Raw genomic sequence first — 24,627 nt, forward strand, 5'->3', positions numbered from 1 at the left:
GATCCGTGCGCATGATGTTCTCCATTGAACAGGACTCGACGCGCTGATTCTACATATCAGTTCGCCGGCGAGTCCCCTGCCCACATAGGATCTATTAGCGATCACCAGCCACCCACCAGGCCCGGTGACAACACCCCCCGGATCATGACTGCGACTGGGGGCGAGAATCATGCCGGGCCTAGCTGGCCAAATCCTCAATTATCGAGGAGTGAAGATAGTAACGGGGCTCGCCGACACGACGCGCGTTTCGTCCGGTGTGGGTTGATCGGCCTCACAAGGGTGGGAGCAAACCATGGGGCAGATCACCGAAGCAAGGTTGACCGGCGGAGACAGCGGCCCGGCCGGGGAGGGTGATGCAGTTCTGGCAGTGGTTGACGTAGAGCGAAGCGAATCTGTGCGAAGTGGCGATTTTATTTCGCGTCCGGCAAACCCATACTGAGCGTGGCTTTCCCCGCAATCGGGGTGCACAAATCCCTGAGTTGACGACTTTATCGTCGCAACGTTGACATCTTCAAATCGTCCTGCGACGAGCAAATCGCCATTGAGACAGCGATCGATCACGCCATGTGGCTGGTTTGGCATGGAAAGGGCCGACAATCGGTTTTCAGGATCAAGGCATTGGATGCCACGCTGTTGGCGACCAAAGGCTATGAGCACTCGACGTTGTACTGTAACCCGCGCCGCCTGTACTTCTGCATCGAGAAAGCCGCCGGTACGTTCGTGAACTATGGCGTGCGCTATCACAAAGGGCTACCGATCAGCAGCATTGCCGAGTCCGCGGTGAACCTGGTGGTCAGCCATCTCATGGCGAAGAAGCAACAAATGCGATGGACGGACTAGGGAGGATGCTGCCTGTCGCAGGTCGGAATTGATGTTCTCAACGAAGAATTCACGGTTAAGAACCTTGCAGGGTTGACCAACACCTCTGTAGCTGCGAACTCGCCGAATGCGCGCCGGGTGGCGTGAATCGACCTCCCCGGTTTGGTTCACTCTCCATTACGGCCGGCACGCAGCATTTTCCGTCTGCTATGAAGATCTACTCTGATGGCCGCATCGGAGGCTGCTGGTTAATACGCCTGATGTCTTCGTCGGCGTGTTCAACAACTGGTTCAGTGCGGATCTCGCGCGTGCACATATTCAACGGCAAAGGCGCTCAGTCGATCACAAAACTCGCAGGCGTGCCTTTTCCGCAGGCTGTGAATCAATGATTTCGTCAGCAGGCTCCGGATGCCGAAGCTTCGGTGTCGTTTGCTAGGGTATGTACCGAAGAAAACTGTTGAATCGTCATTTATTATGATGGTGTAGGTGTAGATAATGGGCAAAACATGAATTTACAAGGTGGAAGTGGGTCATGAAAGAGACGAACAATCATCTTCTTGATGGCGATGGCAAGGTTCTGGATCGCTTCTGTGTCTATCTCAACGCGGGTTTCGATTTTGGCCATACCCGCAAGCCTGTGCCGATTACAAAGCCGGCGCAGATTGCCAGGGGCGTGTAGCTCTTTGAAGCGTTAGTTCAGCCGCTGGATATTACAGTCTGATGGTCGAACTGGCTTATCGCCGGCCGATGCTTTACACCGCCGATGCGTGTCATTCAAAGCAGGACCTTGATGTGACGTGCATTCAGGCCGGATCCGCGACGTGCCACAGGCATTGGCATGGATGTGTCGTTTGAAGGCATGGCTGAGAAATACGACGCGGAGCTTCTCTTTTTACATGATGGAGAGCGCTACGCAAGTGATCAAAAAGCACTCTAGGTATGCCACCGAGTTGTGGCCCTGTGTACCTTGGAATAGCTGAGAGAGACGGAACATATCATGTCAGATCAACCCGAACTTAATTCGACCCTGCGGGTTCCTCCGCATGTTCCTGCCCATCTGGTGCGGGATGTGGATTTCTATCAGATCCCAGTCGGCGAAGACCCACAGCGGGACTACGCCGACCGGTTCCACAACGAGCCAGATATTTTTTACATTACCCACACTGCGAAGGACCCGCAGTGGGGCAATTGGGTGGTCACGCGCCGAAAGGACGTGCAGGCCATCATGCAGGATCCCGAAACGTTCTCGAGTCAGCGGATCTCGGGTTTCGATCGCGCGCTAGGTGGGGAGGAATGGTTTGCTTACCCAGTGGAGGCAGACCCGCCGGACCATACCAAGTTTCGTTCGCTGCTCAATCCCCTGTTTTCGCCAGCCCGCGTGAAGACACAGGAATTGCATATGCGCGATCACACAATTCGTGTGATCGAAGAAGTCCTGAACGACGGACAAGTGGACTTCGTCCTGCTCGCCCGCAAGCTGCCGGCAGGAATTTTCAGCCATTTTCTCGGCATCTCGGTTGAAGAAACCCTTGAGGTGATGGGGAACGTCAGGAAGATCCTGCATAGCGGCTATGACGCGGAGATGCGCAAGGCCGGAATTGACTGGTTAATGTCGTTCGAGCGGGAATTGATTGCGCGTCGTGCGAACGAGCGTGGCGACGATCTGATCAGTATCGTGCTGGATGCGCGTATCGACGGCCGCCCGCTTACCGAGAAGGAGATTTTCGGGCTTTTCTTCTTCTTTCTGCTGGCCGGTCTGGATACCATTGCCGGAGCAACCAGTCTTCACTTCCGGCATCTCGCGATTGATGCGCCATTGCGTCGGCGCCTAGTGAGCGAACCTTCCGTGATCCCCAACGCGATTGAAGAGTTGTTACGTCGCTACAGCCAGATTGCCACAAATCGATTTGTTACTCGAGACGTCGAAGTCAGCGGCGTGCTGTTTCGCAAGGGTGACAACGTCATCCTTTCGATGCCGCTGAGTAACCTGGATGAGCGCGCATTCGAGCATCCTTTGAACGTCGACATCGACCGCGCGCCGAATACGCATATCGCGTTCGGCGCGGGCCCGCATCGTTGTATCGGATCGAACATCGCCCGTCAACAATTGCGCATTACGTACGAGGAATGGCTGAAGCGGATTCCGGATTTCCGCATTCTGCCGGGAGCGAAGGTTCAGGCGATCGCTAGCGAAGCATTGGTCCTCACGACGCTTCCTCTATCCTGGAACCCACTCAAGCCTAATCGATAGATCCTCGTATTCCCCGAGCGCGGCGGCCGTCAGTCGACTCGCCTGATGTGCATCTCGCATCTTCGGCGTCGTCTCCGACAACGTACCGTTGCAACCTTTTTATTGCCGTGAGCTGAGAGAGCGATGATCCACAACCCCATATCTGCGGACGCAGAAGTGTCAGACGACGTGCAACGATACGACATGTATATTGCAGGCAGCAGGCATAAACCGGCATCCGGACAATACATTCCAACGGACAACCCGTATACCGGCAGAGTCTGGGGAGAGATTGCCCGAGGCACCAAGGCAGATGTGGATCAGGCCGTCGCCGCGGCTAAGGCGGCACTACCGGTATGGAATGCACTGAAACCGTCGGAGCGTGGCCGCGCCCTTGTCCGCCTGTCCGACTTGATTGAGTCTCATGCCGGGTCGCTGGCCGCGGCAGAGGTCCGCGACAACGGCAAGCTCTATAGCGAGATGCTGCCTCAAATGAGGCTCATGTCAGACTGGTATCGCTACTATGCGGGACTGTGCGACAAGATCGAAGGATCGGTCATTCCGACAGGAAAGCCGGATATGCTCGCCTACACACGCCACGAGCCGATGGGCGTGGTCGGGCTGATTACCCCGTGGAATTCTCCGCTCCTGTTGCTGACACACAAACTTGCCACCGGATTGGCGGCTGGAAACGTTGCCGTTGTCAAGCCGTCCGAATTCACATCTGCTTCAACTATTCAGTTTGCCGAACTATTTGGACAAGCCGGTTTTCCGCCCGGGGTGGTCAACGTCATCACGGGGTACGGAAATGAAGCTGGAGCGGCGCTGGTCGAGCATCCAGACGTCGCAAAAATCGCCATGACCGGCTCGGAGACCGGGGGGCGGATCATCAACGAGACCGCCGCGCGTGATTTCAAACATGTCGCGCTCGAATTGGGTGGCAAGTCGCCAAATATCGTGTTCGACGACGCCGATTTCGACGCCGCAGTGGTCGGCGCCATCGCTGGCATTTTCGCTGCCAGCGGCCAGACCTGTATCGCAGGTTCGCGATTGTTGCTGCAACGTTCGATTCATGATCGCTTTGTCGATCGTCTCGTGCAGATGGCAGGGGCGGCGCATATCGGCGATCCGATGCTGGCAGGGACTCACGTCGGTCCAATCGCGACACCCCAGCAATACGAGAAGGTACTCCGCTACATCGACATCGCGAGGCAGGAGGGAGCGACTTGCGTGCTCGGTGGTGGACCGTATTGTGGTCCTGGCGCAGAAGGAGGGCGCTTCGTAGCGCCGACCATCTTCACCGGTGTGCATAACGGCATGCGCATCGCCCGTGAGGAAGTGTTCGGTCCCGTGCTCTCGGTCATTCCGTTCGACACGGAGGAGGATGCATACCAGATTGCTAACGATACGCCCTACGGGCTCGCCGCCGGCGTTTGGACCTCCGATATGGGAAAGGCGATGCGTGCCGCGGAGCGCCTTCAGGCCGGCACGGTCTGGGTGAATACCTATCGGGTCGGCGGCTACGCGACGCCTTTTGGTGGCTATAAACACAGTGGCCTTGGCCGGGAAGGTGGCGTTGAGGCAATCAAGGAATGGCTGCAAACCAAAACCATCTGGTTCTGTGGCAAGCCGGACACCAATCAGCCGTTCGTTATGCGGCATTGAGCTAAGCGGGGATAGCATGGAAATCAGGCAAAAGGGCTGTGTTGTGACAGGCGCAGGCAGCGGAATCGGCCGGGGAATTGCATTGGCGCTCGCCGATGCCGGTGCCCGCGGTATCGTGGTTGCTGACGTGCAGTTGGATCGGGCTGAAGCGGTATGCGCCGAACTTGAAGCGAAGGGGACGATGGCGCGTCCCTTTCTCTGCGATGTGCGCCGCTCAGAATCGGTCGAGCAGTTAGCCGAGTTGGCGTGGCGCGAATTGGGACACGTTGAGATCCTCTGCAACAATGCGGGCGTGATTGCAACAGGTGCGGGATTCGATACGGCCGACGACGATTTGCGTTGGCAGTTCGAAGTGAATGTGTATGGCGTATTTAATGGTTGTCGCGCGTTCGGCAGGCGCTTTCTCGCCAGCGGCACGAAAGCCTGGATCTGCAATACGGCCTCGCATCACGCGGTCGGTACGCCGACCAAAGGCGTCGCGACCTATGTCGCCACGAAGCATGCGGTGCTCGGTTTCGCCGACGCATTTCGCCTGGAATACGGCGAGAGCATTGGCTTTAGCGTGTTGTGTCCGGGCATCATCAACACGGAATTGTGGGACGCCGGGCGTAATCGTCCGGCGGAACTCGGCAGCGCATTCGGGGGCAGCGAGCAGAACCATGCAGCGCTCGAGGCTTACGGGATGAGCCCGGAGGTCGTCGGAAAACTTGTGGTCAAGGGGATCCAGACGGAGGAGTTTTTCATCTGGACACACCCTTATTCGATGGAGTTGGTCGAAAAGCGTTACCGCGAGGGACGCGACTCGATCCAGCGACAATGGCCGGATGGGCCGCTGCCGATGCATAAGCGCACGCCGGGAAAGGTCTGAAGCACATCACAGAAAGGATTCCAGGTGAAGGATCTCGAGAACAAGGTTGCTATCGTGCTCGGCGCATCGACGCCGGGCGGAATGGGTGAAGCCATGGCGCGGCGCCTGAGTGCAGAAGGCGCAAAGGTCGTTGTTTCCGGGCTAGGTGCCGAACACCTGCAGCTTCTCGCAAGGGAACTGGGCGGCTCGGCGCGTGAAGCGGATATTACCGACCACCGAAAGATTGCCGATCTGGTTGCCCACGCAACGGATGCTTACGGTCGTCTTGACATTGCGGTGAACGCGGCAGGCTTTGCGCCTCGCGTGCCATTCAAGGACCTGACTGAAGAGCATTTGATGCACATGGCGAAGATGCATTTCATCGGGCCGGCCATGTTCATCAAGCATGTTGCTGAGGGTATCGTCGATGGTGGGGCCATCGTCAATATCTCCTCTCTGTCGGCCTATGATCCATTGTCAGGAATCGTCGGTTACGCAGCGTCGAAGCGGGCCGGCGATCGCGTCGTCCAGGGGGCCGCGGTGGAATATCGCCACAAACGCTTGCGAATCAACGGGATCATCCCGTCCCTGGTGCCGACGGAGCTTTCGCGCAAAGGGGTGCGCGATTTCGGCATGGACCCCGACGCTTTTGAGCAAAGTTTCGTCGATCTGACGCCGCTGGGCAGGATTACCCGTCCGGAGGACATCGCAGCGATGACCTATATGCTGGTGCGTGATGAATTCTTCGAGACGGGGCAGATCTTCAACTATAGCGGTGGCAATTCGCTGTTGGGCCATCCACGATTTCTGGCCTGATGTTTTGCGGCGGCCAGCGCAATGTCGGTGGTTCAGTATGAATCTGCTTAAGGATCTGACACATGCATAGCGAACAGGTTGTCCCGGATATTCCAGCGAATCTGGTCACGGATTTTGACTACTTTGCTGTCGAACCTGAGAACGGCGATATTCACCTGGGTTGGAAGCGCTTGCACGAGGGGCCGGAAATTTTCTATACCCCGCGCAACGAGGGGCATTGGGTGTTCACGCGCGCTGAAGATATCGCCGAGGGCTGGCGTGATACCGAGCACTTTTCGAACAAGGGCGTAGCCATGTCTCGTGAGGAGCGGGATATGAGGTTCTTTCCGGGGGAGGCGGATCTGCCGGAGCATGCCGGCTATCGGGGGCTGCTGCAGCCGTTCTTTTCGCCCAAAGCTGTGCAGCAGCTTGAAGAAAAGATGCATGGCCTGAGTCGACAGTTGATTGATGGATTCATCGAGCAGGGCGGGTGCGAGTTTCAGACCCAGTTTGCGCAGCGGATGCCAATCTATACGTTCCTTACGATGATGCAACTGCCGCTGGAGCACGCCGAGTTGTTGCTACCCGCTGCGGACTGGCTTACCCGAGATCCCGATCCTCAGTCGTTCATGCGCGCCGTGCACACCATGATGGCCTATCTTCAGGACCGCATTGCCGAGCGTGAGGGTCAGACCGGTGACGATTTCATCAGTTATCTTCTTGCGGCGCGCATTGATGATCGTCGGCTGACGCAAGTCGAGGTGCTGAGCATGACGGCCAACGTGATGTTCGGTGGCCTCGATACCGTGGTCTCGTCAATGGGATTCTTCATGAATTTTCTTGCGCGTAATCCGGAACATTGCAGGCAACTCGTCGCGGAACCAACCTTGATTCCGGACGCGGTGGAGGAACTGTTGCGGCGACACGGCATTGCCAACTTCGGGCGCATGGTCACCAAGGACTTCGAATACAAGGGTCTTCCAATGCGCAAAGGCGATCTGGTGCTTTTGCCGGCCACGCTTTACAACCTTGACGAGCGCCGTTATCAGGACCCCATGACGGTCGATTTTCATCGGCAAAACAAAGTCCATGGCGGGTTCGGCACGGGTATCCATCGATGCCTTGGGGCGCAACTCGCCCGCGTCGAACTGCGTGTTCTTTTGCAGGAATGGCTGCAGCGGATTGCTGGCTTCGCGATTTCGGGTGACTCACAGGTGATCGTCAAGTCGGGTCGCATCAACGCCATCAAACAATTACCACTGCGGTGGGAAGCGTAAAACCATAGCGTTTGCCTGGGCCTGTCCGCCGTCGAACGAACGGTATCCTTCTAAACATGCAACAGAGAATATAGGCACGGAGATTGGGTACATGTTCGAGTGAATCGATCTCCGGGCCAGATTACTTGGCGCACGCGGCGGGCTTTACCGTAGTTCCGCCTCGCCTCTGCGAGTACGACTCTTCTTGGTTCGTTGGTGACCGGTGTCCTGTGTTCGTGCCATGGCTTTCCGAATCCCTTCGTCGAAAGTCGCCGTAGTTGCTACGTGACGGTGAGCAACGCTGATGAGCCAGCCTCGATTCGTTTTGCACCAACGTATCAGACCCTGATCGTAGAGGTTGGAAAACCAGCGCCACACTGCGGCGTCTTCGGCGTTTGCACACGCCGCAGCCTCCTTGCGCGTGTTCGCATCGAAATGAGCGCCTTTAGTCATACCTTCTTTCCGACGTTTTGGATTACCCGGCTATCCGAGGTTCTCCCGCAACTCCGGCACGACCGTGAACAGATCGCCCACCAGACCGTAGTCGGCCACGCTGAAAATCGGCGCTTCCGGGTCTTTGTTGATCGCCACGATGACCTTGGAGTCCTTCATCCCGGCCAGATGCTGGATCGCACCCGAGATGCCCACCGCGACGTACAGTTGCGGTGCAACGATCTTGCCCGTCTGTCCAACCTGATAGTCGTTCGGCACGAAGCCCGCATCGACTGCGGCGCGCGACGCACCGAGTGCTGCGTTCAGCTTGTCAGCCAGGGGTTCGAGCACCTTGGTGTAGTTCTCGCCGCTTCCCAAACCGCGGCCGCCCGAAACGATGATCTTCGCCGAGGTCAGTTCCGGACGGTCCAGCTTCGTCACTTCACGGCTCACGAACTGCGACAGGCCGCTGTCCGCTGCGGCTGCGATCTTCTCGACCGCTGCGCTGCCGCCTTCTGCTGCGACCGGATCGAAACCGGTCGAGCGTACCGTGATGACCTTGATCGGGTCTTGAGATTGAACCGTGGCGATCGCATTGCCCGCGTAGATCGGACGTTCGAACGTATCGGCAGAATCCACGGCGGTGATGTCGCTGACCTGCGCGACATCGAGCTTCGCGGCGATACGCGGGGCAATGTTCTTGCCCGCTGCTGTCGAAGGCACCAGGATGTGTGAGTAATGCCTTGCGATCGTGAGAACCGTTGCTTCGACATTTTCGGCGAGGCCCACTTCGAGTTGCGGCGCGTCGGCCAGCAACACCTTCGAAACGCCCGCAATCCTGGCAGCCGCATCCGCTGCAGCCTGCGCGTTGTGCCCTGCCACCAGCACGTGAATATCGCCACCGATCTTCTGTGCTGCTGCAATCGTGTTTAGCGTGGATGCCTTGATCGACGCGTGGTCGTGTTCTGCTATTACAAGATTAACCTGATTCGTCATTTCGTCCGTCTCCTTACAGCACCTTGGCTTCGGTCTTCAGCTTCTCGACCAGCGTCTTCACGTCCGCCACCTTCACACCGGCGGAGCGCTGCGGCGGCTCGACAACCTTCAGCGTCTTCAGGCGCGGCGTCACGTCGACACCCAGATCGGCAGGCCTGAGCGTTTCCAGCGACTTTTTCTTCGCCTTCATGATGTTCGGCAGCGTCACGTAACGCGGCTCGTTCAGGCGCAGGTCGGTAGTGACCACGGCCGGCAGCGTCAGCGACAGCGTTTCGGCGCCGCCATCCACCTCGCGTGACACCGTTGCCTTGCCATCCGCCACCACGACCTTCGATGCGAACGTCGCCTGCGGCAGATTCGCCAGCGCGGCCAGCATCTGGCCGGTCTGGTTCGAATCGTCGTCAATGGCTTGCTTGCCCAGAATCACCAGCGAAGGCTGTTCCTTGTCGATCAGCGCCTTCAGCAGTTTGGCCACCGCCAGCGGCTGCAGGTCTTCGCTCGACTCGATCAGGATCGCGCGATCCGCGCCGATCGCCAGCGCCGTGCGCAGCGTTTCCTGCGCCTGCGTCACACCCGCCGACACAGCAATCACTTCCGTCGCCACGCCCGCTTCACGCAGACGTACCGCCTCTTCCACGGCGATTTCATCGAACGGGTTCATCGACATCTTTACGTTCGCAATGTCGACACCTGTGTTGTCCGACTTCACACCGACCTTCACATTCGCGTCGACGACTCTCTTCACCGCCACAAAGATCTTCAAGTTTCCTACCTCGCTCGCTAATTCAAAACTGCCTCAATCGACCGCGATGGTGCCAACGCTCGCATGTGTCGTCATGAACGTATTCGACGGGAAGCCTCGGACAGTCTCAACGCTCATGAGCCAGAATATAGCTGATAATTTATCAGTTTCACAACGACTGAGTTGGACAAAAGATTGTCTTGCGGGTATCCCCTATATCCGTTAGGCAGGTCCGCACATGCCGGCAATGGCTGAAAAGTACCATAAAAACAACTACATAGCGATAACATAAGTATCTGTCTGCGGATTGATCGGTGCGTATCCTCCTATTGACACTCCACGAAAACGCAAAATAAACTGACGGTGTGTCATGAAAGTGACGATTGCGAGGCGGCAGACTGCATGGGCTGTCGTGGTGGCTATCAGGCGTAGGAAACAGCAGCGAGTGGTCAGAGATGACGCAGGGACTTCGCCGCGTATCCAGTGGACTGAGAGCCGGAGACCGGAAGGTGCTTGACGTTGATCAGACTGCGGCTACGAAGCACGGGTTAGCTGCGTGCAGCACGCAGTACGCCATTTGCCGGGTTTGCCGCCGCTCGATCGTTGTATACCGTCACAACGTGGTGAATAAATAGACCAATTCAGGAGACAGGAATGAAACCTTGCCAGGCAAGTAGGCGCACATCGTTACGAATCCCGTGTTCGGCCGCAGTCGCCTGTCTGGCACTGACCGGTGGACTTCGTTCGGTGCAAGCGGTCGAATTGCCGCTCGATCCGGACTGGGTTGTCAACTGGGACAACACAGTGACATACAACCTCGGGGTGCGTGCTCAGGGGATCAATCCGGAGATCGGAAATAATCCGGCCTTTGCGGAGTCCGATTACAAGTTTGCGCATGCCGGCGACGTCGTCACGAACCGCGTCAGTGACCTCTCTGAGTTCGATGCGGTCTACGACGACAAATACGGCTTTCGCGTAAGCGCGTCGATATTCAAGGATTTTGCGTACGGCAATGGGGTCAACACGAACCCCGGCAATTTCGCACCGGGTGTTCCATACTCGTCGTTGTTTTCATACGCGAACAACCAATATACGAGTTACACCGAACGGTACTACGAACAGGGAATCCAGTTGCTCGATGCGTTCACATTTGGGCGCTTTGACATTGGAGGACACAACACAACCGTCAAGGTTGGTCAGTTGACAGAGTTCTGGGGAAACGCACTGTTTTTTGGCGCGGAGGGTATCGACTATTCGCAGAATGCCGCTGACAACATCAAAGGATCGAGTCAGCCCGGTTCGCTCGCCAAGGAACTGGCTCTTCCACGACCGCAAGTTCTTTTAAGCACCCAGGTCACGCCGACATTCACGCTAGAAGGTCAGTACCTGTTCGAGCAGGTTCACAACCTGAACCCGGAGGGGGGAACCTATCTGGGCACCGCTGGGTTTCTGTTCAATGGACCGCAATACATAGACGGCTCCATACCTCACGGTTCGGACTATACGCCAAGCAACACAAATCCCAACTATGGTTTCAAGGCCTCGTGGAGCCCCGACTGGTTGCGCGGCACAGTTGACGCGTACTATCGGCGCCTTGATGAGGCGCAACCTTGGGCGCCGCTGTTCGGTGTGAATCCCGCAACCGGCGCAACGAACTATCACCTCGCCTACGCCACCGACGTACATCTTTACGGATTGAGTCTCGAAAAACAGATCGGAAACTACAGCACGGGCTTCGAGGTGTCATATCGTCAGCACACGGCACTCAACAGCGCAACTGGGCCGCTGCCGAGCGACCTCGCGGGTTCTCAGGGTGCCCGGGGCGATACGATCAACGTCATTGCGAATGTCATTGCCGGGCTGACGCGGACGCCGCTGTGGCAGACCGGCTCCGTCACTGCGGAAATTGCAGCGACGCATCTGACATCGATTACCAGTAACGGCGCTTTGTACAACGGAACAGGCAACCCTCTGGGATGTCCGACAGGAAACAAGTGGGATGGATGTTCCACGAGAAATTCAGTTTCGGTTGCAGCCCTGTTCGACCCCACCTGGCTGCAAGTATTCCCTAACGTCGATATCGACATGCCCCTATTCGTTGAATATGGTGTCTACGGGAATACCGCCAGCCTTGGGAATTCGGTGAGTCAGGGTGCAATTATCTATACAGCCGGCATTCATGCGCTAATTAAAAACAAATACAACGTCACGCTCCAGTACAACGGCTATCACGCTCACACCAATGGCGGTACCACTCCGGTTGACGGGGGAACGGCGTCTTACTACACGAGTGGCAACGGGACCTATTTCTACAACGACAGGGGCTGGGTATCGCTGACCCTTCAAGCGGCATTCTAGGTTCTACCGTTTATATGCGGGACGGTCGAATGCCTGTCTCACATTTGCAGGTAGCGTCAATCAAAGTGCACGAGCCTCAACGTATGGATATGAACTTAGAGAACGTGAGTGATGTGATGCAGGGGAAGGTGGACCTGCACGCCAGGCCGTCCATGCAGGAAGCCGAAGAGGCCGTCCGTGTCTTGATCAGGTGGGCGGGAGACAACCCTGCGCGGGAGGGTTTGCTTGATACGCCGGCGCGCGTGGTTCGCTCGTATAAGGAGTTTTTTGCTGGGTATCAGGCGGATCCGCGTGAATTGCTGATGCGAACGTTTTCTGAGGTCGACGGCTACGACGAGATGATTGTCCTGAAGAACATCCGCTTCGAGAGCTATTGCGAGCACCACATGGTGCCGATCATCGGACGCGCACATGTCGCATACCTTCCTGAGCATCGCGTTGTCGGTATTTCAAAACTGGCGCGACTTGTCGATGCTTTTGCCAAGCGATTACAGATCCAGGAAAAGATGACGGTGCAGATTGCCGATACCTTGAACGAGGTGCTGCAGCCGAAGGGTGTCGCGGTGATGCTCGAAGCGGCGCACCAATGCATGTCGACGCGAGGGGTTCATAAAGCAGGCACTGACTTGGTCACATCGCGCATGCTCGGTTCGTTCCGTACGGATCCTTCAACGCGCCGCGAATTTCTGTCGATAGTCCGCAAGGAATAGATTGCGGCTTCATTTAAAAAGTGGGGCCTATTGATGAGGTTTTCATGAGTCTGCTGCTGGTTGAAAAACGTGCCCATGTTGCGCTACTTACACTAAATCGTCCGGAGTCCATGAACGCGTTGGGCGCTATTGGAGACGGCGAGGCAATTCGTATCGTATGTGACGAAATCAATCGTGACCGCGATATACGCTGTGCCATTTTGACGGGTGCGGGGCGCTCCTTTTCCGCTGGCGGCGACGTGAAGTCGATGCTGGAAAAGAAAGGGGCATTTGCGGGTCATGGAGTCGATATTCGAGAAAGCTACCGACGGGAGTTTCACGCGCTGAGCTCCGCAATTTACGGGCTTGAAATGCCACTGATTGCCGCTGTAAACGGCGCTGCGGTCGGCCTCGGCTGTGATCTGGCGTGTCTCGCCGACATACGCATCGCTTCGGACGACGCGCGTTTTGGGGTGACGTTCCTGAAAGTTGGCTTGATCCCGGGCGATGGCGGGAGCTGGCTGCTTCAGCGTGTCGTCGGCTACAGTCGGGCGGCTGAGATGCTCTACACCGGCAAGCTGATCGATGCGGGGAACGCCGCGGAATGGGGCCTTGTTTCACAGGTCGTTCCGGCCGCCGAACTGTCAGATGTCGCGTTCCAACTTGCACAGCAAATCGCGGTGCAGCCGCCGCACGCGTTGCGTCTCGCCAAGAGTTTGATGCGCCACGGCCGCGCCGCGTCATATGAGGCAGTGATGGAGATGTCCGCAACTGCGCAGGCGTTGTGTCACCTGACTGGCGATCACGTCGAGGGGGTGAGTGCGCTTATCGAAAAGCGCACGCCGACTTTTCGCGGACAGTAGTCTCTCGCGGACATGACCTATACGTGCGGAGATGAGCATTTGTCAAGCTGGCTGGAAGATGGCGAAATGTCAGCTAAAAGGGCAGGAAGGCCTTAATAAGCCGAAATTGCTAGTCGATATTTTGTGATAAGTGACGTATAGTCAGTTTACGGGTGGCCGGATGTGGACGCCGGAAGGTGGAGACGGTCCAGGGTTGTCCACTCGCTCTCCGCTGGCAGAGTGCGTGAGCGGAAGCGGGAGTCGGAGACGAAAAAAGAGGAGTGCCGGCTACGGCTGTCGCTACCCGGTTGTGAATCCATGGAGGAGCACGTAATGAAACGGAAGACAGGTTTTTGGGTCGCACTTTTCGTTTGCCTGCAGGGCGGCGGCACCGCATTTGCGGCCGTCGATGCTGATGCGGCGAAGAGTCTCGGTACAACGTTGACGGATTTCGGTGCAGAGAAGGCGGCCAACGCCGACGGGTCAATCCCGGCGTATAGCGGCGGACTGGCGGAGCCCGGTCCAGGGTACAAGGCAGGCAGCACCGTTTATCCCGATCCATTCGCCAGCGAAAAGCCGATCCTCACGATTGACGCAAAGAACATGGCGGAGCATGAGTCCAACCTGAGCGCGGGTCAGATCGCCATGTTCAAGAAATATCCGGACTATCGGATTGAGGTGTATCCGACACATCGCACTGCCCCCTATCCGGACTGGGTAAGCAAAAACTCGGTGGCGAACGCCACCAAGTCGCATCTCGTCGGCGCGATTGAAGGGGATGGCGTAAGTGGTGCGTACGGCGGCATTCCATTTCCGATACCGAAGAATGGCTACGAGGTGATGTGGAATTTCTATCTTCACTGGATGTCAGCTGGCCGCGTTGTGCGCAACGAATCATATCTTGTGGAGCCCGACGGTGGCCGTACTCTGCTCGGCACTTTCACGGGAACGTATTGCAATCAGTATTACGACCCGAGCTCAACGAGTGTCCCCGACCTGTACTACCTGAAGCAGTTGGAGATTGGCAATGCACCCTCCTCACAGGTTGGCTATAACCTGATCCTGTCCTATTCGCTCGACTATAGCCAGGCCGACATACTGAATTGGCTCTACACGCCCGGTCAGCGTCGCGTGCGTACAGCGCCGGAATTTACGTATGACACGCCGGCAGCGAACTTCGATGGTGCGCTGACCTACGATGAGGTGGGCATGTTCTCCGGGCGGATGGACCGATTCGACTTCAAGCTGATCGGCAAGAAAGAGATCTATGTCCCTTACAACGTCTATAAGCCGTTCATGCCGTCTACCGCGATACCGGGCTTTCTCACCGGAAAATTTCCGAACCCGGATATGGTTCGCTTCGAGAAGCACCGCGTCTGGGTGGTGGAGGCGACACTGAAGTCGGGGCAACGGCACATCATGTCGCGGCGGACCTTCTATGTCGACGAAGATTCGTGGATTCTCAACGAAGTTGACGAGTACGACCACGCTGGGCAGCTGTACCGGATCGGCGTCGATTTCCCTTCTGTCATCTATGACCCTGTCGCGCCCTACCTCACTGACGCAAGATACAGCTTTGTGGATTTGACCAAGGGGTCGTACTTCTTCGGCGGTGAATTCGGCACGGGGTACGAGAAGAGTGGTCCGAAGTTGCCTGATACGTCGCGTTTTACGCCGTCCGGCCTGATGAACGCAGGCGTGCGTTAGGAGCGCAATGCGACAGCCATTGAAGTTTAGGGGCGGCAGCCCGCAATGTCGACGCTGGCACAAGCACTCCGGAGTACTGAATGAACAAATTATGGTCGTACTTTTCCGCTTCGACGGTGGCTCTCCTTCTCTCGATTCTGGTATACGCACAACCAGATAGCAAAGCCTTCGAGGATCCGCTGGATATTTCTGCGGTCCAGCAGTTCGGCTTCCGGGGACTAACGAGTCAGCCATTGATGGCCATCGCGAATGCGGGGACCAGGGTCGTCGCTGTCGGGTTGCGTGGCCTGATCATCTTTTCAGACGATCAAGGTCGATCGTGGCACCAAGCCCGAGTTCCCGTGCAGACCGATCTGGTAGCCGTGCAGTTCGTGAATCCGGTTCAGGGCTGGGCGACGGGTCATGACGCCGTCATTCTGCACACGGAAGACGGTGGCCAAACGTGGATTAAGCAACTCGATAACCGCGTTGCGGCTGTCACGTTTCCTGCGTACTACAGAAAGAGAATCGCTTTGGGCGACACATCCGCAGCGTCGTTTCTCAAGGAGGTCGAGCTCAACACGCAGGGCGATACTTCGTTACCGTTTCTAAGTGTCTACTTTGCCAATCCCCGGCAGGGGATCGCGGTTGGATCCTTCGGCATGATCGTGGCCACGGACGATGGCGGCAAGCACTGGCTGCCATGGCTGGATCACGTAGATAACAAGGACTTTCTGAATCTGAACGTGATCAGGAAGATCGGCGACGACCTTATCATCGCCGGCGAGCAGGGCGGCGTGTACCGCTACGATGAGAAGCGCCAATCGTTCGTCGCCGTGTCCACACCGTACAAGGGGAGCTTCTTTGATGTCGCTGGAACGGACAACTTCATGGTGGCGGTTGGATTGCGCGGAACGGTCTATCGAAGCGCCGACCGGGGTGCCACGTGGCAGCATATCGACACACCCGTCAAGGACAGCTTCACGACAGCGGCGGTAGTCGACAGCATGACCGTTTTGGCCAGCGCCGCAGGTAGCGTGCTGGTTAGCCGGGATCAGGGGCTGACCTTCCAGCCAGAAGCGGTTGCACATCCCATGCTGTTTACGGCCATCGATGCGCTCGGTGTTCGATCTCTGGTCCTCGCCGGATTGCAGGGCATCGATGTGGAACAGGTAGGTGCAGAACGCACAGTGAAGTCTAATGGGGTTTCGCAATGAATCAATTCGATCGGACGGAATCATCGGCCGAGCAAGCGGTCACCAGGCGTCTCGAAGAGTTTGATCCGCGCTCTGGCAATGTCCTTGAACGCCTGATCTTCAACAATCGCCTCGCGATTGTTCTGATTTCCCTGTTGCTAACTGCGTTGCTGGGTTCGCAGGCGATCCGCCTGAAGGTCCATGCGAGCTTCGAAAAGACGTTGGCCCAATCGCAACCCTTCATCCGCAACTATCTCGACAACAGGAACATTGCGCGCGGCCTCGGCAACACGGTGCGTATTGTGGTGGAGAACAAGAACGGCGACATATACGATCCCGAGTATCTGCGTACGTTGCGTGAAATCAACGACGCGGTGTTTCTGATGCCCGGGGTGGATCGGCTGTTCATGAAGTCACTCTGGACGCCATCGGTGCGGTGGACACAGATCACGGAAGAAGGGTATCGCGGCGGTGCAGTCATGCCACAGGACTACACCGGTTCGAACGCATCGCTGAATCAGCTCAAGCGTAACGTGATGCTCGCGGGGATTGTCGGCAGCGTGGTGTCGAACGATCAGCACTCGAGCATGATCGTGGTGCCGTTGATAGAAAAAAACGCCGTGACTGGAGAGCCGCTGGATTATGAAGCCTTTTCGAGGGATCTGGACAAACAGGTGCTTTCGCATCAGTCGGACCGAATCGGCATTCATATTACTGGCTTCGCGAGGCTGGTCGGCGACCTGATTGATGGCATCGGCAAGATGAGCCGATACTTTGTCGTTGCGGCAATGGTTGCGGCTGCGGCGATCCTTTTTTATACGCGCTGTGTGCGCAGCACGGTGCTCGTGCTGGTCTGTTCGCTGACCGCAGTCGTCTGGCAGCTCGGAATCGTAAATCTCCTCGGCTTCTCACTGGATCCCTACTCAGTACTGGTTCCCTTTCTGGTGTTTGCGATCGGCGTTTCGCATGGTGCCCAGAAGATGAACGGGATCATGCAGGATGTTGGCCGCGGAATGCATAAATACGTGGCTGCGCGCTATACGTTCCGACGGTTGTTTCTCGCAGGGCTCACTGCGCTATTGGCGGATGCGGTCGGTTTTGGGATTCTGACGATCATCGATATTCCGGTGATCCGTGATCTTGCCATGACGGCAAGCATCGGTGTCGGCCTGCTAATTTTTACCAACCTCGTTCTTCTACCGGTGGTTCTGTCCTTCACAGGTGTCAGTCGTGCAGCGGCGAATCGCAGCCTGCGCGCCCAGCAGCTGTCTGTCGAGAAGCCAGTCTTCACCGATCGCCTTTGGAGTTTCCTCGATCGGTTCACGACCCGTCGCTGGGCGGCCGGAGCACTCATCGTTGCCGCTGGATTGACCGTAGCCGGGTTTGTGATTGGCCTGAATCTGCAAACTGGCGATCTTGATCCCGGCGCTCCTGAACTGCGCACAGATTCGCGGTATAACAGGGACAACGCTTTCATTTCGCGGAAATTCGGTTTGTCTAGCGATGTCTTTGCGGTCATCGTCAAGACGAAGCCCGACGGCATGAGCAGCTTTCCCACGCTGACAGAGGAAGACCGCCTTGAACAGCAGCTCCGCGCGCTACCCTTCGTGCAGGGTACGATGTCCGCAGCCGACATGGCGCGCTATGGAACGTCCGGCATCAACGAGGGTAGCCCTAAGTGGTTCACCTTGAGCCGTCAGGCTTCGTTGTCGTCCCAGGCAACGTTCGACCTGAAGACGAACGATCCGGAGCTGATGAATGCTGACAGTGCGGCTGGAACTGTCATTGCCTACCTGGCGGACCATAGGGCGAGTACCTTGGACCAGGTGGTGAAGGTTACTGAATCATTCGCCCAATCGCATAGCAACGGCGACCGGCAGTTCCTGCTTGCCGCCGGTAGCGCGGGCATCGAGGCGGCAACCAACATCGCGGTCCTGCAGGCCAATGAACGCATGCTGGCGTTCGTGTACGCAGCAGTCATCCTGCTCTGTCTGATTACCTTTCGAAGCTGGCGCGCAACCATTGTCGCGGTCATTCCCCTTGTGGTGACGTCAGTATTGTGTCAGGCACTGATGGTAGTGCTTGGGATTGGCGTCAAAATCGCTACATTGCCTGTCGTCGCGCTGGGCGTGGGCATCGGTGTGGACTATGCGCTGTACCTGCTAAGCGTTCAGCTAGCGCAGCAGCGAGCCGGAATGGATCTGCCGAGTGCTTACCGGATGGCAGTTGGGTTTACCGGAAAGGTAGTGGCACTGGTAGGCGTGACACTTGCTGCGGGTGTCGTAACCTGGGCGTGGTCGCCGATCAAGTTCCAGGCGGACATGGGGATCTTGTTGACCTTCATGTTTATCTGGAACATGGTGGGTGCGCTGATTCTGATTCCTTCGCTGTCCCATTTCCTGCTGCGCAACGTGTCGGTTCGGGCTGTGGAAAAAAAAACGCGGCGCAAGCTGGGATCTGAGGAGCATGTACGAGCTTGAGGGCAGTCGGCGCGGTTGAAATGTGAGCCCTCGAGGTCTCGCCTAATGATGGGTAACGGCATATGTGATTCGCCCATCCGTTGAGTAAGCCGCCCGACCCACCCATTTATCCGGGCTAGCCGCTACCGTCGAGGTGCAAAGGTGGAAAGTCAAACGAGCGCTGAACGATTTAGAAAGGTAGGCGCAGCGATCGAGCGCAGGCGCGCGCTATTGAACCGGTTCACGAATCGCACCACATCCTATGTCGAATTCTTCTCCACGCCGAGCGAGCTTGACCGTTTCTTCGATGCTAACGTTACGGTCTACGACCTGAACAACAACGAGGATCTCACCTCGACGTGGACCGAATGCATTCTTGCGTTCTTCGCCAAGTGGGGCACTTCAGTCCGGAACCAGAACAATCGCTCATGGCCGTTCGAGGATGGCTTTTTCTACCGCCACGAACATATGATCAAAACGCCTGGCGGCGAGGAGGTGTTTTCCCCCGGGTTCGTGGTGGACTTTCTCCATCCGATGTCGGGAAAGATCGTCCGGATGGAAGAATATATGGACAGTTACGCCGTGGACCCATTCCTGCGGACTGCGTTCGGTGAGACTCGACGCCTGGACCCGGTACGGCGGCAGCCGCCATGGTGGAACGAACTGGAGTCCGAGGTGGACGTTGTGGATGTCGAGATCTCCGTTGACCCAGACCAGCTCGAAACGGTTGGAAGGAAAATTGAGTCTAACCGGCGGTTTATGCGCGGTCTCGATGCAGTACGCGCCCGTTCGACGTCATGGCTGGGTTTCCTTGAAGAGATAAAGACGTCGTGGAGCAATGACTCGACGTTATGGCAGTTGATGGATAATTGCGAACTGGGTGTCGAGGCGGCCTATGAGCGCTTCCGGAAACTATTCGGAATCTGGCCCAATGTCAGGGTAGAAAATGTGCGTTGGTGGCCATTCGAGGAGGGTGTTATCCAGCGCATGGAGTATCGCTTTACGACTCATGGCGACGTACAACTCTGGTGCCCCGGATTTGCCCTGCTTTTTGTAGAAAATGACAAGATCGTGCGCTGGGAGGACTACTTTGATTCCTATAGCTTCAGCCCGATCCTGCGAACGGCGCTAGGGGAGACGCGGCGTACCGAGAAGTCGCGCCGGCAGCCTCCCTTCAGATGATAGGTGGAGTGGGTGTCAAGGACGCTCGAAGACCGCAGCGAGACCTTGCCCACCGCCGATGCACATGGTTTCAAGCCCGTATCGGCCACGGCGCCGCTTCAGTTCGTGCAGCAGCGTTGCGAGCATCCGTACGCCAGTCGCGCCAATCGGGTGACCGAGCGAGATTCCGCCGCCGTTGACATTGAGCTTGTCGATTTCATGCCAATCCCATGCTTTGAGCACGGACAGAACCTGGGCAGCGAACGCCTCGTTGAGTTCGACGACGTCCATCCTGTCGAGTGTGAGTCCTGTCCGCGCAAGCAGTTTGGCAACCGCCGGCACCGGACCAATACCCATTGTAGCCGGATGACAGCCTGCAGCTGCCCACCCGTTAAGGAAGGCCATAGGTTCAATCTTTAAGGATGCCAGACGGTCCTCCGCGACGATCAGGCAGGCTGCCGCTGCGTCGTTCTGCTGACTGGCATTGCCCGCGGTAACCGTACCGTCTTTCAGAACTGGTTTCAGACGAGCCAGGGTTTCCGCGCTCGTGTCCGGGCGGATGCCTTCATCCTTGCAAAACATGATCGGCTCGCCTTTCTTTTGTGGCACAGGTACGGGCACGACCTCTTCATCGAAACGGCCCTCGGCCCATGCAGTGACGGCACGTCGATGGCTCAAAACTGAGAATTCGTCAGCATCGTCTCGAGTAATGCCGTATTCCCTCGCGAGATTCTCCGCGGTTTCCGGCATGCCGGAAATCACCCCGAAACGCTCTTGCGGCTGCGAGCGTTCCCGTCCCCGTTGCAGTCGGTCGTGAAACTTCACTGAGCCGGAACGGGCACCCCAGCGCATGTCGGTCGAGTAGTATTCGATGTTGCTCATACTTTCAACTCCGACCACCAGCACGACGTCGGCCGCATGCGTCTGTACCATCATGGCCGCATCGATGACGGCCTGCAGACCCGATCCGCAACGCCTGTCAACCGTGTATCCAGGCACCTCGATCGGCAGTCCTGCCGCAAGCGCTCCATAGCGGCCGAGGCACGGAGACTCACTGGATGAATACGACTGCGCAACGATCACTTCGTCGATCGATGCGTAGTCTATCGCGCTGCGCTTGAGGACTGCCTCGATGATATGCGTGGTCAACTGGTCGGCGGTGAGGGGCCGCAAGCTCCCGCCAAAACTGCCTACAGGGGTGCGAAGCGGAGCGACGACTGCCGCACGTCTGAGCGCTGTGTTCATGCTGTGAGTCTCCACTGGGATTCGTGTCGGGTTTGATATAAACTGACGCATCATCAATTATATGTCGCGTCAGGGCAAATGGATGACCGACGCGTGGGGATGTCCACCTTGAAGATTGTTGATGCTGCAGAAATCGACTTTGGTGCGCTGGTACGCCGTGGCGAGACGGTGATGTGGGGGCAGGCTGGCGCCGAGCCCGTGACGTTGACGCGCGCGTTGATGGAGCAGCGTCACCGCGTCGGCCGTCTGCGGGCCTTTATCGGGGCGACATGGTCGGAGACGGCCGACCCGCAATTTACGGATTGCGTGCACTTTCAGTCCTATTGCGGGGCCGGTGCGAATCGAATCCTTGCAAAGCAGGGAAAGCTCGACGTCTTGCCTTGCCACTATTCCCAGATCGGCGAACTGATTTCCTCTGGAAAACTAAGGATCGACGTTCTGATGTTGCAACTGGCGCCTGCGGGACTGGACGGCCGGTACAGTCTCTCACTGGCTCATGAATACCTGGTTCCCGCAATCAAACGGGCGAGGCTCGTCGTCGCGGAGATCAATCAGCTTGCGCCTTGGACGTATGGGCGGCATAGCTTGTCCGCTGATGATGTCCACGTTGCTGTGGTGACCGCGAGGCGCCCGCTCGAATCGACGCGCGGTGATCCAACGGAGACCGAAAAGACCGTGGCGCAGCAGGTGTCAGCTGTAATTGAGGACGGCTCGACGCTTCAGTTTGGTATAGGGTCAATCCCGGAGACGGTGCTGCGCGAACTGGGCAGCCATCGGGAACTGGGCATCCATACCGGAGCGCTCGTCGATGAGGCCGCGCGTTTGATCGAGGCAGGCGTCGTCACGAATGCCCGCAAGACGGTCGACGCGGGCGTGAGCATCGCCGGGGTGGCGATGGGCAGCCGCACGTTGCATGATTTTGTTCATCGCAATTCATCGGTTCAATTCCGCTCCGTCTGCTATACGCATGCGGCGGATGTGCTGGCATCCATCGATCGCTTCGTAGCGGTCAATTCCGCGCTTGAAGTGGACTTGACCGGCCAGATCAATACCGAGGTGGCGCGCGGAATATACGTGGGCGCTGTGGGTGGGGTTCTGGATTTTCTGCGTGGCGCGCATCGGTCCAAAGGGGGGATGCCAATCATTGCATTGCCGTCGACGGCGGGCTCCGGTCCGCAAATCGCGAGCCGGATTGTCGGGTCGCTGTCGGGCCCAGCTAGCATCCCTCGCGCGGACGCTGGTCTGATCGTTACAGAGCATGGCGTGGCCGATCTGCGCGGACTGTCCCTTGGCGAGCGGGCCCGCCGCCTGATTTCCATTGCTGCACCACAATTCCGCGACGAACTTCAGCGGCATGCCCAAGCTGCGGCACTCGTGTAGACCCCGCTCGCGCGCAACGCTATGGTTCTGCGAAACGATTCGCCTCGACAGAATGCTGCGGTCCCAGATCTGCAGCAGTTGCTGACGTTGTGTCCGCTCGGTGAGGGTCGTTTCTCCAGCATGGCTGCCCAGACCAACCGTAATCAGTTTATATTCGGCGGCCAACTCCTCGCGCAGGCTCTTTATGCAGCACTACAGACTGTTTCCGACAGACTGCCGCACGCGTTGCACGCCTCGTTCGAGTTGCCCGCTTCGGCCATTCGACCGCTCGTCTATCAGGTGCGAGAGGGGCACGACGGACGCAGCCTATCCCATCGTCGGATCATGGCTTTTCAGTCCGGGAACACGGTTTTGTCGGCTGATGCCTCTTTCAGCGCGACCGGAGATGGATTTCAGCATCAGTCAGGCTGGCGGGCCGAACCGCCTGTGCCGGAATCGCTGCCGACTCTGGCAGCGGTTGCCGCATGCTATGAGACGCAGGTGTCGGAACATGGCAGGGGAAGGTTGACGACTTACCCCCAACTCGAAATACGCCCGATCGAGGTAAGGGAACATCTGCTGTTGCAACCGGGCAATCCTGCATCGCGTATCTGGATACGGGCGCGTGGAGATATGCCCACTGGCCAGTCCGGCTGGGCGGCGGTTTTGACGTACTTGTCGGATTACCTGTTGATTAACGCAGCGTTGATTCCCCACGTGAGCGATATGCCCAATGAGCATCTGTTCGTAGCAAGCCTGAACCACGCGATGTGGTTCCATTTACCGGCCGATCCTTCACGATGGCTGCTCTATGAGACGGAAAGCAGTTGGGCAGGGCAGGGCCGGGCATTGATACACGGCCGCTTCTTTTCGGAGGCAGGGCAGCTTGTCGCCTCTGTGGTTCAGGAGGCGATGATTCGCATTCGCAAGCATTCGGCTCAAAGGTCGTAGCCGGACGCCGAATGCGCCCGGCCTTCCACTGGGCTTGCTCCTAGAGCGTGTTAGGCACTTTCGGTCAGACCTGGTAACCTGGCGGGATGACAGAACGCAAGCCATACCCGACGGATGTTTCGGACGAGGAATGGAGCTTCGCCGCTCCGTACCTGACCTTGATGACCGAAGATGCACCGCAGCGCCGATACGAGCTGCGCGAAATGTTCAACGCGCTGCGCTGGATGGCGCGAGCCGGTGCAGCATGGCGGATGTTGCCGACCAACTTCCCACCGTGGGAACTGGTCTACCAGCAAACGCAACGTTGGCTGAATGCGGGTTGCTTCGAGGCGATGGTGAACGATCTGCGTTCGATCATTCGGGTTGCACAGGACCGGCAGGGGCAGCCCAGTGCGGTTATCCTGGATGGACGCACTTTGCAGTCTACGTGCGAAAGCGGTCCGCGTGCGGGTTACGACGGTTACAAGCGCAAGCGGGGCAGCAAGGTTCACATGGCTGTCGACACGCTGGGCAATCTGCTGGCGGTGCACATCACGCCGGCCAATGAACAGGAACGGGCACAGGTGCAAGAGCTTGCCCAGCAGGTCCAGCATGTTACTGGCCAGACGGTGAAACTTGCATTCGCCGACCAGGGCTATACGGGTGACGCGGCTGCGCAGGCCGCCCGTGAGGAAGGCATTGAGCTGCAGGTCATCAAGCTGCCCGAGGCGAAGAAGGGCTTCGTGCTGCTGCCCCGCCGTTGGGTAGTCGAGCGCAGCTTCGGCTGGCTCAACCGCTTCAGGCGGCTGGCACGCGACTACGAGCGCCTGCCCGAAACCCTGGCCGGCCTGCACTTCGTCGTCTTCGCCATGCTCATGCTCGTTCATGCTGTACCGATTATGCAAAGTGCCTAACACGCT

At 57.6% G+C, this 24,627-nt stretch carries 20 protein-coding genes; 17 read left to right on the forward strand and 3 right to left on the reverse strand.

Annotated elements, in window-relative coordinates:
* The first annotated feature begins 618 nt into the window (after positions 1-618).
* From P3T40_RS36955 to P3T40_RS36985, 7 genes are all read left to right on the forward strand, one after another.
* Complete coding sequence (locus P3T40_RS36955) at positions 619-840, forward strand: hypothetical protein (RefSeq protein WP_429272642.1); 222 nt, start codon at positions 619-621, stop codon at positions 838-840.
* 511 nt (positions 841-1,351) lie between these two features.
* The gene (locus P3T40_RS36960; protein ID WP_429272643.1) at positions 1,352-1,498 is read left to right on the forward strand and encodes a hypothetical protein; all 147 of its coding nucleotides are present in this window, start codon (positions 1,352-1,354) and stop codon (positions 1,496-1,498) included.
* A 318-nt stretch (positions 1,499-1,816) separates the two neighbouring features.
* Positions 1,817-3,070: a cytochrome P450 gene (locus P3T40_RS36965; RefSeq protein ID WP_429272644.1), complete on the forward strand. Its 1,254-nt coding sequence runs from the start codon at positions 1,817-1,819 to the stop codon at positions 3,068-3,070.
* A gap of 123 nt (positions 3,071-3,193) precedes the next feature.
* The gene (locus P3T40_RS36970) at positions 3,194-4,714 is read left to right on the forward strand and encodes an aldehyde dehydrogenase (protein WP_429272645.1); all 1,521 of its coding nucleotides are present in this window, start codon (positions 3,194-3,196) and stop codon (positions 4,712-4,714) included.
* A 16-nt stretch (positions 4,715-4,730) separates the two neighbouring features.
* Positions 4,731-5,582 (forward strand): SDR family NAD(P)-dependent oxidoreductase, encoded by an 852-nt coding sequence (locus P3T40_RS36975; protein WP_429272646.1) that lies wholly within the window; start codon positions 4,731-4,733, stop codon positions 5,580-5,582.
* A gap of 24 nt (positions 5,583-5,606) precedes the next feature.
* Positions 5,607-6,377: an SDR family NAD(P)-dependent oxidoreductase gene (locus P3T40_RS36980; RefSeq protein WP_429272647.1), complete on the forward strand. Its 771-nt coding sequence runs from the start codon at positions 5,607-5,609 to the stop codon at positions 6,375-6,377.
* A gap of 62 nt (positions 6,378-6,439) precedes the next feature.
* Positions 6,440-7,633, forward strand: coding sequence for a cytochrome P450 (locus P3T40_RS36985; RefSeq protein WP_429272648.1), 1,194 nt, complete (start codon positions 6,440-6,442; stop codon positions 7,631-7,633).
* Positions 7,634-8,095: 462 nt separating this feature from the next.
* On the opposite strand, the gene P3T40_RS36990 is transcribed toward P3T40_RS36985, so the two are convergent.
* Positions 8,096-9,040, reverse strand: coding sequence for an electron transfer flavoprotein subunit alpha/FixB family protein (locus tag P3T40_RS36990; protein WP_429272649.1), 945 nt, complete (start codon positions 9,038-9,040; stop codon positions 8,096-8,098).
* A 13-nt stretch (positions 9,041-9,053) separates the two neighbouring features.
* Positions 9,054-9,803, reverse strand: coding sequence for an electron transfer flavoprotein subunit beta/FixA family protein (locus tag P3T40_RS36995; protein WP_429272650.1), 750 nt, complete (start codon positions 9,801-9,803; stop codon positions 9,054-9,056).
* 633 nt (positions 9,804-10,436) lie between these two features.
* Between P3T40_RS36995 and P3T40_RS37000 the strand changes: the two genes are divergently transcribed.
* From P3T40_RS37000 to P3T40_RS37030, 7 genes are all read left to right on the forward strand, one after another.
* Positions 10,437-12,140 (forward strand): DUF1302 domain-containing protein, encoded by a 1,704-nt coding sequence (locus tag P3T40_RS37000; RefSeq protein ID WP_429272651.1) that lies wholly within the window; start codon positions 10,437-10,439, stop codon positions 12,138-12,140.
* Between the two features lie 116 nt (positions 12,141-12,256).
* The gene (folE, locus tag P3T40_RS37005; RefSeq protein WP_429272710.1) at positions 12,257-12,850 is read left to right on the forward strand and encodes a GTP cyclohydrolase I FolE; all 594 of its coding nucleotides are present in this window, start codon (positions 12,257-12,259) and stop codon (positions 12,848-12,850) included.
* Positions 12,851-12,894: 44 nt separating this feature from the next.
* Positions 12,895-13,692: a crotonase/enoyl-CoA hydratase family protein gene (locus P3T40_RS37010; protein ID WP_429272652.1), complete on the forward strand. Its 798-nt coding sequence runs from the start codon at positions 12,895-12,897 to the stop codon at positions 13,690-13,692.
* A 312-nt stretch (positions 13,693-14,004) separates the two neighbouring features.
* Positions 14,005-15,378 (forward strand): DUF1329 domain-containing protein, encoded by a 1,374-nt coding sequence (locus tag P3T40_RS37015; protein WP_429272653.1) that lies wholly within the window; start codon positions 14,005-14,007, stop codon positions 15,376-15,378.
* 80 nt (positions 15,379-15,458) lie between these two features.
* The gene (locus tag P3T40_RS37020; protein WP_429272654.1) at positions 15,459-16,574 is read left to right on the forward strand and encodes a WD40/YVTN/BNR-like repeat-containing protein; all 1,116 of its coding nucleotides are present in this window, start codon (positions 15,459-15,461) and stop codon (positions 16,572-16,574) included.
* The gene (locus P3T40_RS37025; protein WP_429272655.1) at positions 16,571-19,033 is read left to right on the forward strand and encodes an efflux RND transporter permease subunit; all 2,463 of its coding nucleotides are present in this window, start codon (positions 16,571-16,573) and stop codon (positions 19,031-19,033) included. The genes P3T40_RS37020 and P3T40_RS37025 overlap by 4 nt, the downstream gene beginning before the upstream one ends.
* A gap of 141 nt (positions 19,034-19,174) precedes the next feature.
* Entirely contained in the window at positions 19,175-20,194 is a 1,020-nt protein-coding gene (locus P3T40_RS37030) for a hypothetical protein (RefSeq protein WP_429272656.1), read from the forward strand.
* A gap of 15 nt (positions 20,195-20,209) precedes the next feature.
* Here the strand turns inward: P3T40_RS37030 and P3T40_RS37035 are convergent, their stop codons facing one another.
* Positions 20,210-21,418: an acetyl-CoA C-acetyltransferase gene (locus P3T40_RS37035; protein WP_429272657.1), complete on the reverse strand. Its 1,209-nt coding sequence runs from the start codon at positions 21,416-21,418 to the stop codon at positions 20,210-20,212.
* Between the two features lie 99 nt (positions 21,419-21,517).
* Here P3T40_RS37035 and P3T40_RS37040 point away from each other — a divergent pair, with 99 nt between their 5' ends.
* The 3 genes from P3T40_RS37040 (at position 21,518) to P3T40_RS37050 (ending at position 24,621) form a co-directional block, all read left to right on the forward strand.
* On the forward strand, positions 21,518-22,798 hold the full coding sequence (locus tag P3T40_RS37040) for an acetyl-CoA hydrolase/transferase family protein (protein ID WP_429272658.1): 1,281 nt from the start codon (positions 21,518-21,520) through the stop codon (positions 22,796-22,798).
* A 120-nt stretch (positions 22,799-22,918) separates the two neighbouring features.
* Positions 22,919-23,728, forward strand: a complete 810-nt coding sequence (locus P3T40_RS37045; protein WP_429272659.1) for an acyl-CoA thioesterase — start codon at positions 22,919-22,921, stop codon at positions 23,726-23,728.
* Positions 23,729-23,814: 86 nt separating this feature from the next.
* Positions 23,815-24,621, forward strand: a complete 807-nt coding sequence (locus tag P3T40_RS37050) for an IS5 family transposase (RefSeq protein ID WP_429272660.1) — start codon at positions 23,815-23,817, stop codon at positions 24,619-24,621.
* Positions 24,622-24,627: the final 6 nt, after the last annotated feature.

It is taken from the genome of Paraburkholderia sp. EB58 (genome assembly GCF_050436665.1).
GTDB lineage: Bacteria > Pseudomonadota > Gammaproteobacteria > Burkholderiales > Burkholderiaceae > Paraburkholderia.